Origin of the sequence: Arcobacter siniprincipis (SeqCode) (assembly GCF_048571125.1) — a bacterium.
Lineage (GTDB): Bacteria > Campylobacterota > Campylobacteria > Campylobacterales > Arcobacteraceae > Arcobacter > Arcobacter siniprincipis.
Genome location: NZ_CP182343.1, coordinates 2599435 through 2617806, shown reverse-complemented (window position 1 = coordinate 2617806; position 18372 = coordinate 2599435). Strand labels below are relative to the sequence as shown.

3 protein-coding genes are annotated in these 18372 nt (G+C 32.8%); all 3 read left to right on the top strand.

Features of this window, described 5'->3' with window-relative positions; all coding sequences use genetic code 11:
• Window positions 1–9 precede the first annotated feature (9 nt).
• The 3 genes from ACNI3D_RS13285 to ACNI3D_RS13275 all read left to right on the top strand — a co-directional run bounded on the left by ACNI3D_RS13285 (window position 10) and on the right by ACNI3D_RS13275 (window position 18300).
• On the top strand, window positions 10–726 hold the full coding sequence (locus tag ACNI3D_RS13285; protein ID WP_164969785.1) for a WG repeat-containing protein: 717 nt from the start codon (window positions 10–12) through the stop codon (window positions 724–726).
• 2 nt (window positions 727–728) lie between these two features.
• A complete protein-coding gene (locus ACNI3D_RS13280; protein WP_419767337.1) occupies window positions 729–1535 on the top strand; it encodes a sensor histidine kinase in 807 nt (268 codons plus the stop codon).
• A gap of 115 nt (window positions 1536–1650) precedes the next feature.
• Window positions 1651–18300: an immunoglobulin-like domain-containing protein gene (locus ACNI3D_RS13275; protein ID WP_419767336.1), complete on the top strand. Its 16650-nt coding sequence runs from the start codon at window positions 1651–1653 to the stop codon at window positions 18298–18300.
• The last annotated feature ends 72 nt before the right edge of the window (window positions 18301–18372 follow it).

The window sequence follows — 18372 nt, the reverse complement described above, 5'->3', positions numbered from 1 at the left end:
GGAAATATTATGAATAAATTATACCTAGCAGTTTTATATCTTGCAACTTCTTTTTTAATAATTGGGTGTAGTTCAAAAGAAAATTCAATTCTTGTAATAAAAGATAATAAATATATGATTTTACAAGAAAAAGATAAACTTAACCTCAATAAAGTTTACGAAGATGCTACTCCTTTTGAAAGTATTAATGAAAAGAATAAAGACAGTGAGTATTATTCTATTGTTAAACAAAATAATAAGTATGGAATAATTAATGATAAAAATAAGTTTTTATTAGTAGCAAAATATGACTACATCTCAAAATTTTACAATAAGTTTTTTATTATAAAAGAAAATGATAAATATGGCTATGTAAATAAAAACTTCGAAGTAGTGCAAAAGCCATTTTATTTAGGCGCAAAAGAGTTTACAAATGGAGTTGCTTTTGTGCAGTTCCCTAATAATAAATGGGGTTGTATTTCAAATAATATGAAAGTATTATTAGATGGGAAATATGATGAAATATTTCCTCTTGTAAATTCGTTTGCAAGAACTGAACTTGATGATAAATGGGGGTTTATAAATAAGAAATGTGAAGTTATTATTGAGCCAAAGTATGACTACATAAATAATTTTTATTCAAAATTTACAAAAGTAGTTTTAAATAAAAAAGTGGGATATATAAATACAAAAGGTAATGAAGTTGTAAAACCAGATTTTGAATTTGGACAAAGGTTTGGTTATTAAATATGGAGAAAAAAGAAGAAAAATTTTTATCCTTATCAAAGAAGAATAAAGAATTGCAAATTCTTATTGAAAATGAGATTGAAAAAAATCGACAAAAAGATAAGCTTCTGTTTGCTCAAAATAAAATGGCTGCTTTAGGAGAGATGTTAAATAATATTTCTCATCAATGGAGACAGCCTTTGATGGAAATATCTTCTTTATTCATTCCTATTGAAGGTAAATTAAATCTAAATATGGAAGTGAAACAAGAAGAGTTAAAAGAATCAATTGAAAATTTGAATATTATTACAAAATATATGTCAAATACAATTGATGATTTTAGGAATTTTTTTGCTACAAATAAAAAAATAGAAGAATTTAAAGTATTAGAAGAAATAAATACTGCATATAGACTTACAAGTGCTAGTTTAAAAGCAAATGATATACTACTTGAAATAAGAGTAAGTAAAAATCCTAAAATAATTGGTTACAAAAATGAATATACTCAAGTTTTAATAAATCTTCTTAATAATGCAAAAGATGCATTAGTAGATAGAAAAATATTAAATCCTAAAATTACTATTAGTGTGAAAGAAGAAAATTCTGAAGTTATTTTAAAAATAGAAGACAATGCAGGTGGAATAAAAGTAAATCCCCTTGAAGATATTTTTAAACCTTTTTTTACCCATGGCAAAAAAAATGGAACTGGAGTTGGACTTTTTATGTCTAAGCTAATAATCGAAAATAATATGAATGGTAAACTTTTAGTTAATAATAATAATTTAGGTGCCGAATTTAAAATAATTACTCATAATAACCCAATAAAATAATTTTTTAGAATAAATAATAATTGAAATTATAAGAAACTTTATTTTTTCATAATAGAGACTTTTTAGAGACTTTTTTTATATATAATATACAAAATATTCACTAAAAGGTCTAAAAATGAATCTGATTATTAAACAACCAAATGGAAGTTATAGAGAAATAGAAGTTAACAAAAATACAACTTTTACTCCAAAAGAAGGTGAACAATATTTTTTAGATAATTCTAAAAATCCTGGATATGCTCTAAATTTGATTGATGGAGAGAGTACAATTCAATTGACTTTAGGTACTAATCCAAAATTAAAATTAACTTTTGATGGAATGGCCGATCTTATTAAATCAAATGGTGAAGTAAATAAGACTGTACTTTCAGTAATTTATGACAAAGAGGGAGTGACTGATTTAAAAGAAACAGTTTTAAACCCTGATTTTAAAAGTGATGATATTATAAAAGATTTAGAAGCTCGATTTGATGAAAATTTAGCTAATGCAGATAAACCATATGGGGTTATAATTGATGACTTTGGTTCTTTAGCAAGTGCAATGGAAGCATCAGCAGCAGGAGAAGTACTTTCAGATTCGTCTACTACTCCAAATGCTACAGATAATGATATTCCTTTAGATTTAAATCCAGGAGAAAGACCTGATGGATTTAGAACAACAAAATCAATATTAAATGTACCTGGAACAGGAGGTACTCCTACTCCAAACGATCCAGAAGATACCGGAACATCAGTTTCTCCATCAACTACAGTAACATCAACAGTAAGTTTAAGTGCAACAGATACAAATGAGGCAGCAGGAACAGTAACATTTACAGCAACCTTGTCAAACCCAGTAGTAGCAGGTGATACACCAGTAGTAATACATACAAAACTTGGTGATATTACAATTACTGAAGGAAGTACAGGAACACTAGAAGTAACAAATCCAAATACAGAAGATGTATATAAAGATGCAAGTACATTAGATAATTCAATTACAAGTGTAGAGGGTGGAAACTTTGAGAAATTAACACCAAATACAAATACAGTAACAGCAGATATAGATGATACAATAGATGATACAACAGTAACACTTACTGCAACAGAGAGTGTAGAAGCAGGTGAAGATATAACATATACTGCAAGTGTAGATCATAAACCAGAGACAGATTTAGTAATCACATTAAGTAATGGATCAGAGATAACAATTAAAGCTGGAGAAACTACTGGAAGTGTAACAGTAGCAAGTGCTGATGATGTATATGGACAAACAGATGGAAAAACAGAGACAGTATCAATCACAGGAACTACTGGTGGAAATTATGAAAACCTAGATACAAGTGATACCGCAAAAACAACTGTAACAGAGCCAACAGCTGATGAGACAACAGTAAGTTTAAGTGCAACAGATACAAATGAGGCAGCAGGAACAGTAACATTTACAGCAACCTTGTCAAACCCAGTAGTAGCAGGTGATACACCAGTAGTAATACATACAAAACTTGGTGATATTACAATTACTGAAGGAAGTACAGGAACACTAGAAGTAACAAATCCAAATACAGAAGATGTATATAAAGATGCAAGTACATTAGATAATTCAATTACAAGTGTAGAGGGTGGAAACTTTGAGAAATTAACACCAAATACAAATACAGTAACAGCAGATATAGATGATACAATAGATGATACAACAGTAACACTTACTGCAACAGAGAGTGTAGAAGCAGGTGAAGATATAACATATACTGCAAGTGTAGATCATAAACCAGAGACAGATTTAGTAATCACATTAAGTAATGGATCAGAGATAACAATTAAAGCTGGAGAAACTACTGGAAGTGTAACAGTAGCAAGTGCTGATGATGTATATGGACAAACAGATGGAAAAACAGAGACAGTATCAATCACAGGAACTACTGGTGGAAATTATGAAAACCTAGATACAAGTGATACCGCAAAAACAACTGTAACAGAGCCAACAGCTGATGAGACAACAGTAAGTTTAAGTGCAACAGATACAAATGAGGCAGCAGGAACAGTAACATTTACAGCAACCTTGTCAAACCCAGTAGTAGCAGGTGATACACCAGTAGTAATACATACAAAACTTGGTGATATTACAATTACTGAAGGAAGTACAGGAACACTAGAAGTAACAAATCCAAATACAGAAGATGTATATAAAGATGCAAGTACATTAGATAATTCAATTACAAGTGTAGAGGGTGGAAACTTTGAGAAATTAACACCAAATACAAATACAGTAACAGCAGATATAGATGATACAATAGATGATACAACAGTAACACTTACTGCAACAGAGAGTGTAGAAGCAGGTGAAGATATAACATATACTGCAAGTGTAGATCATAAACCAGAGACAGATTTAGTAATCACATTAAGTAATGGATCAGAGATAACAATTAAAGCTGGAGAAACTACTGGAAGTGTAACAGTAGCAAGTGCTGATGATGTATATGGACAAACAGATGGAAAAACAGAGACAGTATCAATCACAGGAACTACTGGTGGAAATTATGAAAACCTAGATACAAGTGATACCGCAAAAACAACTGTAACAGAGCCAACAGCTGATGAGACAACAGTAAGTTTAAGTGCAACAGATACAAATGAGGCAGCAGGAACAGTAACATTTACAGCAACCTTGTCAAACCCAGTAGTAGCAGGTGATACACCAGTAGTAATACATACAAAACTTGGTGATATTACAATTACTGAAGGAAGTACAGGAACACTAGAAGTAACAAATCCAAATACAGAAGATGTATATAAAGATGCAAGTACATTAGATAATTCAATTACAAGTGTAGAGGGTGGAAACTTTGAGAAATTAACACCAAATACAAATACAGTAACAGCAGATATAGATGATACAATAGATGATACAACAGTAACACTTACTGCAACAGAGAGTGTAGAAGCAGGTGAAGATATAACATATACTGCAAGTGTAGATCATAAACCAGAGACAGATTTAGTAATCACATTAAGTAATGGATCAGAGATAACAATTAAAGCTGGAGAAACTACTGGAAGTGTAACAGTAGCAAGTGCTGATGATGTATATGGACAAACAGATGGAAAAACAGAGACAGTATCAATCACAGGAACTACTGGTGGAAATTATGAAAACCTAGATACAAGTGATACCGCAAAAACAACTGTAACAGAGCCAACAGCTGATGAGACAACAGTAAGTTTAAGTGCAACAGATACAAATGAGGCAGCAGGAACAGTAACATTTACAGCAACCTTGTCAAACCCAGTAGTAGCAGGTGATACACCAGTAGTAATACATACAAAACTTGGTGATATTACAATTACTGAAGGAAGTACAGGAACACTAGAAGTAACAAATCCAAATACAGAAGATGTATATAAAGATGCAAGTACATTAGATAATTCAATTACAAGTGTAGAGGGTGGAAACTTTGAGAAATTAACACCAAATACAAATACAGTAACAGCAGATATAGATGATACAATAGATGATACAACAGTAACACTTACTGCAACAGAGAGTGTAGAAGCAGGTGAAGATATAACATATACTGCAAGTGTAGATCATAAACCAGAGACAGATTTAGTAATCACATTAAGTAATGGATCAGAGATAACAATTAAAGCTGGAGAAACTACTGGAAGTGTAACAGTAGCAAGTGCTGATGATGTATATGGACAAACAGATGGAAAAACAGAGACAGTATCAATCACAGGAACTACTGGTGGAAATTATGAAAACCTAGATACAAGTGATACCGCAAAAACAACTGTAACAGAGCCAACAGCTGATGAGACAACAGTAAGTTTAAGTGCAACAGATACAAATGAGGCAGCAGGAACAGTAACATTTACAGCAACCTTGTCAAACCCAGTAGTAGCAGGTGATACACCAGTAGTAATACATACAAAACTTGGTGATATTACAATTACTGAAGGAAGTACAGGAACACTAGAAGTAACAAATCCAAATACAGAAGATGTATATAAAGATGCAAGTACATTAGATAATTCAATTACAAGTGTAGAGGGTGGAAACTTTGAGAAATTAACACCAAATACAAATACAGTAACAGCAGATATAGATGATACAATAGATGATACAACAGTAACACTTACTGCAACAGAGAGTGTAGAAGCAGGTGAAGATATAACATATACTGCAAGTGTAGATCATAAACCAGAGACAGATTTAGTAATCACATTAAGTAATGGATCAGAGATAACAATTAAAGCTGGAGAAACTACTGGAAGTGTAACAGTAGCAAGTGCTGATGATGTATATGGACAAACAGATGGAAAAACAGAGACAGTATCAATCACAGGAACTACTGGTGGAAATTATGAAAACCTAGATACAAGTGATACCGCAAAAACAACTGTAACAGAGCCAACAGCTGATGAGACAACAGTAAGTTTAAGTGCAACAGATACAAATGAGGCAGCAGGAACAGTAACATTTACAGCAACCTTGTCAAACCCAGTAGTAGCAGGTGATACACCAGTAGTAATACATACAAAACTTGGTGATATTACAATTACTGAAGGAAGTACAGGAACACTAGAAGTAACAAATCCAAATACAGAAGATGTATATAAAGATGCAAGTACATTAGATAATTCAATTACAAGTGTAGAGGGTGGAAACTTTGAGAAATTAACACCAAATACAAATACAGTAACAGCAGATATAGATGATACAATAGATGATACAACAGTAACACTTACTGCAACAGAGAGTGTAGAAGCAGGTGAAGATATAACATATACTGCAAGTGTAGATCATAAACCAGAGACAGATTTAGTAATCACATTAAGTAATGGATCAGAGATAACAATTAAAGCTGGAGAAACTACTGGAAGTGTAACAGTAGCAAGTGCTGATGATGTATATGGACAAACAGATGGAAAAACAGAGACAGTATCAATCACAGGAACTACTGGTGGAAATTATGAAAACCTAGATACAAGTGATACCGCAAAAACAACTGTAACAGAGCCAACAGCTGATGAGACAACAGTAAGTTTAAGTGCAACAGATACAAATGAGGCAGCAGGAACAGTAACATTTACAGCAACCTTGTCAAACCCAGTAGTAGCAGGTGATACACCAGTAGTAATACATACAAAACTTGGTGATATTACAATTACTGAAGGAAGTACAGGAACACTAGAAGTAACAAATCCAAATACAGAAGATGTATATAAAGATGCAAGTACATTAGATAATTCAATTACAAGTGTAGAGGGTGGAAACTTTGAGAAATTAACACCAAATACAAATACAGTAACAGCAGATATAGATGATACAATAGATGATACAACAGTAACACTTACTGCAACAGAGAGTGTAGAAGCAGGTGAAGATATAACATATACTGCAAGTGTAGATCATAAACCAGAGACAGATTTAGTAATCACATTAAGTAATGGATCAGAGATAACAATTAAAGCTGGAGAAACTACTGGAAGTGTAACAGTAGCAAGTGCTGATGATGTATATGGACAAACAGATGGAAAAACAGAGACAGTATCAATCACAGGAACTACTGGTGGAAATTATGAAAACCTAGATACAAGTGATACCGCAAAAACAACTGTAACAGAGCCAACAGCTGATGAGACAACAGTAAGTTTAAGTGCAACAGATACAAATGAGGCAGCAGGAACAGTAACATTTACAGCAACCTTGTCAAACCCAGTAGTAGCAGGTGATACACCAGTAGTAATACATACAAAACTTGGTGATATTACAATTACTGAAGGAAGTACAGGAACACTAGAAGTAACAAATCCAAATACAGAAGATGTATATAAAGATGCAAGTACATTAGATAATTCAATTACAAGTGTAGAGGGTGGAAACTTTGAGAAATTAACACCAAATACAAATACAGTAACAGCAGATATAGATGATACAATAGATGATACAACAGTAACACTTACTGCAACAGAGAGTGTAGAAGCAGGTGAAGATATAACATATACTGCAAGTGTAGATCATAAACCAGAGACAGATTTAGTAATCACATTAAGTAATGGATCAGAGATAACAATTAAAGCTGGAGAAACTACTGGAAGTGTAACAGTAGCAAGTGCTGATGATGTATATGGACAAACAGATGGAAAAACAGAGACAGTATCAATCACAGGAACTACTGGTGGAAATTATGAAAACCTAGATACAAGTGATACCGCAAAAACAACTGTAACAGAGCCAACAGCTGATGAGACAACAGTAAGTTTAAGTGCAACAGATACAAATGAGGCAGCAGGAACAGTAACATTTACAGCAACCTTGTCAAACCCAGTAGTAGCAGGTGATACACCAGTAGTAATACATACAAAACTTGGTGATATTACAATTACTGAAGGAAGTACAGGAACACTAGAAGTAACAAATCCAAATACAGAAGATGTATATAAAGATGCAAGTACATTAGATAATTCAATTACAAGTGTAGAGGGTGGAAACTTTGAGAAATTAACACCAAATACAAATACAGTAACAGCAGATATAGATGATACAATAGATGATACAACAGTAACACTTACTGCAACAGAGAGTGTAGAAGCAGGTGAAGATATAACATATACTGCAAGTGTAGATCATAAACCAGAGACAGATTTAGTAATCACATTAAGTAATGGATCAGAGATAACAATTAAAGCTGGAGAAACTACTGGAAGTGTAACAGTAGCAAGTGCTGATGATGTATATGGACAAACAGATGGAAAAACAGAGACAGTATCAATCACAGGAACTACTGGTGGAAATTATGAAAACCTAGATACAAGTGATACCGCAAAAACAACTGTAACAGAGCCAACAGCTGATGAGACAACAGTAAGTTTAAGTGCAACAGATACAAATGAGGCAGCAGGAACAGTAACATTTACAGCAACCTTGTCAAACCCAGTAGTAGCAGGTGATACACCAGTAGTAATACATACAAAACTTGGTGATATTACAATTACTGAAGGAAGTACAGGAACACTAGAAGTAACAAATCCAAATACAGAAGATGTATATAAAGATGCAAGTACATTAGATAATTCAATTACAAGTGTAGAGGGTGGAAACTTTGAGAAATTAACACCAAATACAAATACAGTAACAGCAGATATAGATGATACAATAGATGATACAACAGTAACACTTACTGCAACAGAGAGTGTAGAAGCAGGTGAAGATATAACATATACTGCAAGTGTAGATCATAAACCAGAGACAGATTTAGTAATCACATTAAGTAATGGATCAGAGATAACAATTAAAGCTGGAGAAACTACTGGAAGTGTAACAGTAGCAAGTGCTGATGATGTATATGGACAAACAGATGGAAAAACAGAGACAGTATCAATCACAGGAACTACTGGTGGAAATTATGAAAACCTAGATACAAGTGATACCGCAAAAACAACTGTAACAGAGCCAACAGCTGATGAGACAACAGTAAGTTTAAGTGCAACAGATACAAATGAGGCAGCAGGAACAGTAACATTTACAGCAACCTTGTCAAACCCAGTAGTAGCAGGTGATACACCAGTAGTAATACATACAAAACTTGGTGATATTACAATTACTGAAGGAAGTACAGGAACACTAGAAGTAACAAATCCAAATACAGAAGATGTATATAAAGATGCAAGTACATTAGATAATTCAATTACAAGTGTAGAGGGTGGAAACTTTGAGAAATTAACACCAAATACAAATACAGTAACAGCAGATATAGATGATACAATAGATGATACAACAGTAACACTTACTGCAACAGAGAGTGTAGAAGCAGGTGAAGATATAACATATACTGCAAGTGTAGATCATAAACCAGAGACAGATTTAGTAATCACATTAAGTAATGGATCAGAGATAACAATTAAAGCTGGAGAAACTACTGGAAGTGTAACAGTAGCAAGTGCTGATGATGTATATGGACAAACAGATGGAAAAACAGAGACAGTATCAATCACAGGAACTACTGGTGGAAATTATGAAAACCTAGATACAAGTGATACCGCAAAAACAACTGTAACAGAGCCAACAGCTGATGAGACAACAGTAAGTTTAAGTGCAACAGATACAAATGAGGCAGCAGGAACAGTAACATTTACAGCAACCTTGTCAAACCCAGTAGTAGCAGGTGATACACCAGTAGTAATACATACAAAACTTGGTGATATTACAATTACTGAAGGAAGTACAGGAACACTAGAAGTAACAAATCCAAATACAGAAGATGTATATAAAGATGCAAGTACATTAGATAATTCAATTACAAGTGTAGAGGGTGGAAACTTTGAGAAATTAACACCAAATACAAATACAGTAACAGCAGATATAGATGATACAATAGATGATACAACAGTAACACTTACTGCAACAGAGAGTGTAGAAGCAGGTGAAGATATAACATATACTGCAAGTGTAGATCATAAACCAGAGACAGATTTAGTAATCACATTAAGTAATGGATCAGAGATAACAATTAAAGCTGGAGAAACTACTGGAAGTGTAACAGTAGCAAGTGCTGATGATGTATATGGACAAACAGATGGAAAAACAGAGACAGTATCAATCACAGGAACTACTGGTGGAAATTATGAAAACCTAGATACAAGTGATACCGCAAAAACAACTGTAACAGAGCCAACAGCTGATGAGACAACAGTAAGTTTAAGTGCAACAGATACAAATGAGGCAGCAGGAACAGTAACATTTACAGCAACCTTGTCAAACCCAGTAGTAGCAGGTGATACACCAGTAGTAATACATACAAAACTTGGTGATATTACAATTACTGAAGGAAGTACAGGAACACTAGAAGTAACAAATCCAAATACAGAAGATGTATATAAAGATGCAAGTACATTAGATAATTCAATTACAAGTGTAGAGGGTGGAAACTTTGAGAAATTAACACCAAATACAAATACAGTAACAGCAGATATAGATGATACAATAGATGATACAACAGTAACACTTACTGCAACAGAGAGTGTAGAAGCAGGTGAAGATATAACATATACTGCAAGTGTAGATCATAAACCAGAGACAGATTTAGTAATCACATTAAGTAATGGATCAGAGATAACAATTAAAGCTGGAGAAACTACTGGAAGTGTAACAGTAGCAAGTGCTGATGATGTATATGGACAAACAGATGGAAAAACAGAGACAGTATCAATCACAGGAACTACTGGTGGAAATTATGAAAACCTAGATACAAGTGATACCGCAAAAACAACTGTAACAGAGCCAACAGCTGATGAGACAACAGTAAGTTTAAGTGCAACAGATACAAATGAGGCAGCAGGAACAGTAACATTTACAGCAACCTTGTCAAACCCAGTAGTAGCAGGTGATACACCAGTAGTAATACATACAAAACTTGGTGATATTACAATTACTGAAGGAAGTACAGGAACACTAGAAGTAACAAATCCAAATACAGAAGATGTATATAAAGATGCAAGTACATTAGATAATTCAATTACAAGTGTAGAGGGTGGAAACTTTGAGAAATTAACACCAAATACAAATACAGTAACAGCAGATATAGATGATACAATAGATGATACAACAGTAACACTTACTGCAACAGAGAGTGTAGAAGCAGGTGAAGATATAACATATACTGCAAGTGTAGATCATAAACCAGAGACAGATTTAGTAATCACATTAAGTAATGGATCAGAGATAACAATTAAAGCTGGAGAAACTACTGGAAGTGTAACAGTAGCAAGTGCTGATGATGTATATGGACAAACAGATGGAAAAACAGAGACAGTATCAATCACAGGAACTACTGGTGGAAATTATGAAAACCTAGATACAAGTGATACCGCAAAAACAACTGTAACAGAGCCAACAGCTGATGAGACAACAGTAAGTTTAAGTGCAACAGATACAAATGAGGCAGCAGGAACAGTAACATTTACAGCAACCTTGTCAAACCCAGTAGTAGCAGGTGATACACCAGTAGTAATACATACAAAACTTGGTGATATTACAATTACTGAAGGAAGTACAGGAACACTAGAAGTAACAAATCCAAATACAGAAGATGTATATAAAGATGCAAGTACATTAGATAATTCAATTACAAGTGTAGAGGGTGGAAACTTTGAGAAATTAACACCAAATACAAATACAGTAACAGCAGATATAGATGATACAATAGATGATACAACAGTAACACTTACTGCAACAGAGAGTGTAGAAGCAGGTGAAGATATAACATATACTGCAAGTGTAGATCATAAACCAGAGACAGATTTAGTAATCACATTAAGTAATGGATCAGAGATAACAATTAAAGCTGGAGAAACTACTGGAAGTGTAACAGTAGCAAGTGCTGATGATGTATATGGACAAACAGATGGAAAAACAGAGACAGTATCAATCACAGGAACTACTGGTGGAAATTATGAAAACCTAGATACAAGTGATACCGCAAAAACAACTGTAACAGAGCCAACAGCTGATGAGACAACAGTAAGTTTAAGTGCAACAGATACAAATGAGGCAGCAGGAACAGTAACATTTACAGCAACCTTGTCAAACCCAGTAGTAGCAGGTGATACACCAGTAGTAATACATACAAAACTTGGTGATATTACAATTACTGAAGGAAGTACAGGAACACTAGAAGTAACAAATCCAAATACAGAAGATGTATATAAAGATGCAAGTACATTAGATAATTCAATTACAAGTGTAGAGGGTGGAAACTTTGAGAAATTAACACCAAATACAAATACAGTAACAGCAGATATAGATGATACAATAGATGATACAACAGTAACACTTACTGCAACAGAGAGTGTAGAAGCAGGTGAAGATATAACATATACTGCAAGTGTAGATCATAAACCAGAGACAGATTTAGTAATCACATTAAGTAATGGATCAGAGATAACAATTAAAGCTGGAGAAACTACTGGAAGTGTAACAGTAGCAAGTGCTGATGATGTATATGGACAAACAGATGGAAAAACAGAGACAGTATCAATCACAGGAACTACTGGTGGAAATTATGAAAACCTAGATACAAGTGATACCGCAAAAACAACTGTAACAGAGCCAACAGCTGATGAGACAACAGTAAGTTTAAGTGCAACAGATACAAATGAGGCAGCAGGAACAGTAACATTTACAGCAACCTTGTCAAACCCAGTAGTAGCAGGTGATACACCAGTAGTAATACATACAAAACTTGGTGATATTACAATTACTGAAGGAAGTACAGGAACACTAGAAGTAACAAATCCAAATACAGAAGATGTATATAAAGATGCAAGTACATTAGATAATTCAATTACAAGTGTAGAGGGTGGAAACTTTGAGAAATTAACACCAAATACAAATACAGTAACAGCAGATATAGATGATACAATAGATGATACAACAGTAACACTTACTGCAACAGAGAGTGTAGAAGCAGGTGAAGATATAACATATACTGCAAGTGTAGATCATAAACCAGAGACAGATTTAGTAATCACATTAAGTAATGGATCAGAGATAACAATTAAAGCTGGAGAAACTACTGGAAGTGTAACAGTAGCAAGTGCTGATGATGTATATGGACAAACAGATGGAAAAACAGAGACAGTATCAATCACAGGAACTACTGGTGGAAATTATGAAAACCTAGATACAAGTGATACCGCAAAAACAACTGTAACAGAGCCAACAGCTGATGAGACAACAGTAAGTTTAAGTGCAACAGATACAAATGAGGCAGCAGGAACAGTAACATTTACAGCAACCTTGTCAAACCCAGTAGTAGCAGGTGATACACCAGTAGTAATACATACAAAACTTGGTGATATTACAATTACTGAAGGAAGTACAGGAACACTAGAAGTAACAAATCCAAATACAGAAGATGTATATAAAGATGCAAGTACATTAGATAATTCAATTACAAGTGTAGAGGGTGGAAACTTTGAGAAATTAACACCAAATACAAATACAGTAACAGCAGATATAGATGATACAATAACTCCTATAGATATAACAATTGATGCGGTAGCAACTGCGCCTAAGATTATTGATGTAACAACTGTAAATCAAGATGGAACGGGAGTTACAGCTACCGCATATAATCGTGATGGAAATGAAACTGATGTATATATTAAAAATGATCCAGCAGGTTTAGGTGTAAAAGGAACTGCATGGTATACAAATGAAGATAGTGAATTAGGACATGATGAAAAGATTGTTTTTGATTTTACAAATGATGTTAATTCTTTAGATGTTTCTTTTGCTTGGAGAAATAATCAAGAAACTGCGCAAATGACATTTTCAAATGATGGAGTACAAATAGGCTATGCCACTGTTTCAGGTGGTGGTAGTGATGTTGATGCTGTTGTTAGATATTTTGATATGAATAATAATCTATTAAAAGAAGTTCCTGCACAAGGTGGGACTGATAGAATTGATCTTGCTTATACATTTGAATTTCCAGATGCAAATGGTAAACCTATGGCTTTTGATAATGTAGAATTTAGTGCTCCAAATGAACAAGATGATTATTTGATACATGAAATTTCATATACAGAAGTAATTGATCCTGAGGTTACAAATATTAGCACAACAGATGGGAAAATTACATTTAATATTCAAATTGATGAAGATTATCCTCCACAAGGAAAAGCAACAGCAATTGTAGAAGTTAATGGACAAGAGTATGAAGTAGATTTAAATGCTACAGGAAGAGGTACTCTTACTCTTGATGCAAAAGATTTTCCTGATTTATCAAATGTTGATATTCAAGTAAAAGAGATAATTGGCGGAAACTATGAAAAAGTAAATACGGCTAGTGAATCTTTTGATTTAAGTGATTCATTTAAAGATGACTTTAAATCTACAGATGATGTTATTAATATAAATGAAGATCAAACTTATGTATTAACTGAGACTGATTTTGGTGATATTGGTACTGGAGTAAAAGAGTTTAAAGTTACAGAGATTCCAAGTGAAGGTACTTTATATTTAACTGTTCATAAAGGTGAAACAGTAATAGATGCAAATGGTAATAGTCATGTTATTACTCATGATACACAAATAGAAGTTAATTCTGGACAAGTTATATCTTTAGCAAATGTAGCAGCAGGAAACTTGGTATATGTTCCAAAAGAAGATAGTGATAATGATGTAAGTTTCAAATTCCAAATTGGTGATGGAGAGGGTACATTTAAAGATGTAGATTATACGACAGATATAAATATTAAAGCAGTTGCAGATGCACCAACTGCAAGTATAAATGTTACAAAAATTGAGTCTACAAGTGGTGAACATAACCAAGGTGGAAATGGAAGTGGAAATTCAAATTCTGATAGTTTAGATGTATTACAAGCACCACATGAAGGTACAGGTAAAGATGGAAATTTAGATAGCAATCTTAATTATTCAGGAACAAATGATATTGTAAAAGATTATCAAAATGTAAATGCATCAAGTATAACTACAGATAAAGGAAATGACACATTAGAATTCCAAAGTTTAAATAATGGAAAAAATATCAACACTGGAGATGGAGATGATAAAGTAGTTGTTAATCAAAGTTCAAGTGCAAATGTTCAATTAGGTGAAGGTAATAATACTTATACAGTTGCAGGAAGTCTAAATCAAGGTTCAACACAATCTGGTGCAGGGAATGATACCTTTATAGTAAATCAAGGGACAAATGAAACAACTTTAAATCTAGGTGATGGAAACAATACTATAAGTGTGGGTGAATCATTAAATAGAAGTAATGTGAGTACAGGTAGTGGAAATGATACTTTAATTGTTGGAAATAATAGTGATGGCAATACTGTATCAACAGGTTCAGGTGATGATGTTGTACAGTTTAATGGAAATGTACAAGATACAAGAGTTGATTTAGGAGATGGAAATGATACTATCAATTTATCTTCAGATAGTGATGTAAACTTTAATATAAATACAATAATTGATGGTGGAAAAGGTCAAGACACTCTTCACTTTTCTGGAAAAATGGAAGATTATAAAGTATCAGTTGGTGTTGACCAAGGAGAAGACCACTTAATTAGCTGGGAAGAGTATGTTCAAATGAACAAAGACCCAGAAGGTTATAAAAATAAAGAATTCACTATATATGAAGTTGATGGAAATGGAACATTACAAGGCTCTAAATTTGTTGTGAAAAATATTGAAAATGTTGTATTTGAATCAGATAAAGATAGTGGAACCATAGAAACAACTGAAGAATATAATGTTGATTTTAATGCAGCACTAAATGATGTTGATGGAAGTGAAAGTTTAACAGTTACAATAACAAATCTTCCAGAAGGTGCAGAATTTACTTCTTCAAATTCATCTTATACATTAACAAATAATAATGATGGAACATGGACTGTTAATTTACCTGATGGTACAAAAGATATAAGTGATAGCATCAAAATGACAGTTCCAAAAGGAACAGAAAATATAGATTTAGGTATCACAGCAAGAGCAACAGAAACAAATGATAATGAAGATGGAACAAACTATAAAGAATCAACTGATAGTGATGCATTGGTTTATAGTGAAGATGAATCAAAAACATTGGATTTTGGGCAAGTAAATGTAAATCTTGCAATTACTATAGATATATCTAATAGCATGGCTGATGATAATAAATTAGCACTTGCAAAACAATCAATTATCAATATGATAAATAACTATGATGATGCAGGTAATGTGAAAGTTTTACTTACAACATTTGGTGATTATGGAAATACTTTATCAAGTGGGGGTGAAGTATGGTTAGATGCAAACACTGCAATTAATTTAATAAATAACTTACAAGCAGATGGTGGAACTAATTATGATGACGCTTTATTAAAAGTAATTAATAGTTTAAAAGACAATCCAGCACCACTAAATGGAGAGACTATTTCTTATTTTGTATCTGATGGAAAACCAACATATGGAATGAGTGAATATAATGGAACATACTATAGAGATGGTAATGGATATAGTCTTTCTTCTGTAAATGATGATATTGCAACACAATGGAAAGATTTAGGTTTTGATAAAGCATATTCTATTGGGATTGGAGATAATTCAATAACTACTTATTTAGAAGAAATATCTAACTCAGATAATGATGTAATTATTGTAAATGATGCAGATGATTTGGATGTAACTCTACAAAATACTGTTGAATCAACTATACATGGAGATGTATCAGATAATATTACAGGTGGAGATGGTGAGAAAACAATTAACTCTATTGTAGTTGATGGTGTTACTCATACTGTATCTGAGGCAACTGATAATGTTTTATCTCTTAATACAAGTGCAGGTGGAACACTTAAATTTAATTTTGAAACAGGTGAATATAGTTATAGTGGTACAAATAAAGATATAGTTGAAGATAAAGAATCATTTACAGTTAATGCAAGTGATGAAGATGGTGATACTACAAGTTTCGATGTCAATATTAATATTACAAATACTATTGATAATGTTGCAAGTGCACCAAGCCTGTATTTTAGTGTAGAAGATAATGGTTCTCAAGAAATTGAAAATAATTATAATTATGAGAAATGGGATTCTTCACTTTATGGTGAAAGTTATACTAATAGTAATGATTATGTAAATATAAAAAATGATGTAAAAGGTTGGTTAGGTACTTTTGATGGAGATGATGTAGTTAATGTTGGAGATGATGTTATATTAAACGGAAATATTGATTTAGGAAAAGGCGATGACTTTATTACTATTAAAGATAAAGTAGGTAGTTATCTTGACTGGGTAAAAATAGATGGAGGAGAAGGTAACGACTCTATATATCTAAAAGGTTATACTATTAATGATTATTATAAAAATGAAGATAATATTCAAAATAAAATTTCAAATTTCGAAAATATCAAATGTAGTGATGGAGTAGTTAAAGGAGATGCTAGTGTATTTAATACTTCACCATTATCTACAACAGTATATAATTATACTATTACTTTAGCTGCACTGTTATCTGATGTTGATGGAAGTGAATCTTTATCAAAAGTAACATTAGACAATATTCCTGATACTATAACATCTGTTAAAGATAGTAGTGGAAATGTATATGATGTAAGTGGTGGAACAGTTCAGTTACCAATTGAAGATGCAAAAGAAGAAGAATTTACTTTTGTTTCTACAAAACATTTAGAGTCAAGTGAAGTTAATTCAATGACTGCGAGTGTAACATCAACAGAATCAGAAAATGATGCTCAAGCAACTGTAACAACATCTGCAAAAATTTCAATTGAGGGTGATGAACATGCAAATACTATCACAGGAACTGATGCCAATGAACATATAGATGGAAAAGGTGGCGCTGATATTATTGATGCAGGTGCAGGAGATGACACTATTGTATTTAATGGAACTGAGAAATCAATAGATGGTGGAACAGGTAATGACACATTAATTATGAATAATGATACGATTGACCTAGAAGATATTTTAAAACATACAGAAATAAAAAATATCGAAAATATAGATTTAACTAATAATCATGCACAAGAGATGAATATAAATCTAGATGATATTTTAGATATTACAGATGAGAATCATGAGTTAAAAATCTTTGGTGATAGTGATGATAAAGTTACCTTTGATGATAAATCAAATTGGACTAATCAAGGTACTGAGACTATAGATGGAGAGACATTTAATGTTTACCAAGGAACAGTTGGAACATCAAATGTAAAAGTCTTAATTGACGATGATGTTTCAGTTACTCCTGATGTGTAATAAAAAGTAGAAAAGAGAGACTTCTCTTTTCTACAAATTTTATCTTTATTAAAAATTAGTTATAATCCGCAA

Bases quoted from the DNA above. Each gene is read 5' to 3' on its own strand.
- ACNI3D_RS13275 (WP_419767336.1), top strand. From the start codon at position 1,651: ATGAATCTGATTATTAAACAACCAAATGGAAGTTATAGAGAAATAGAA.
- ACNI3D_RS13285 (WP_164969785.1), top strand. From the start codon at position 10: ATGAATAAATTATACCTAGCAGTTTTATATCTTGCAACTTCTTTTTTA.
- ACNI3D_RS13280 (WP_419767337.1), top strand. From the start codon at position 729: ATGGAGAAAAAAGAAGAAAAATTTTTATCCTTATCAAAGAAGAATAAA.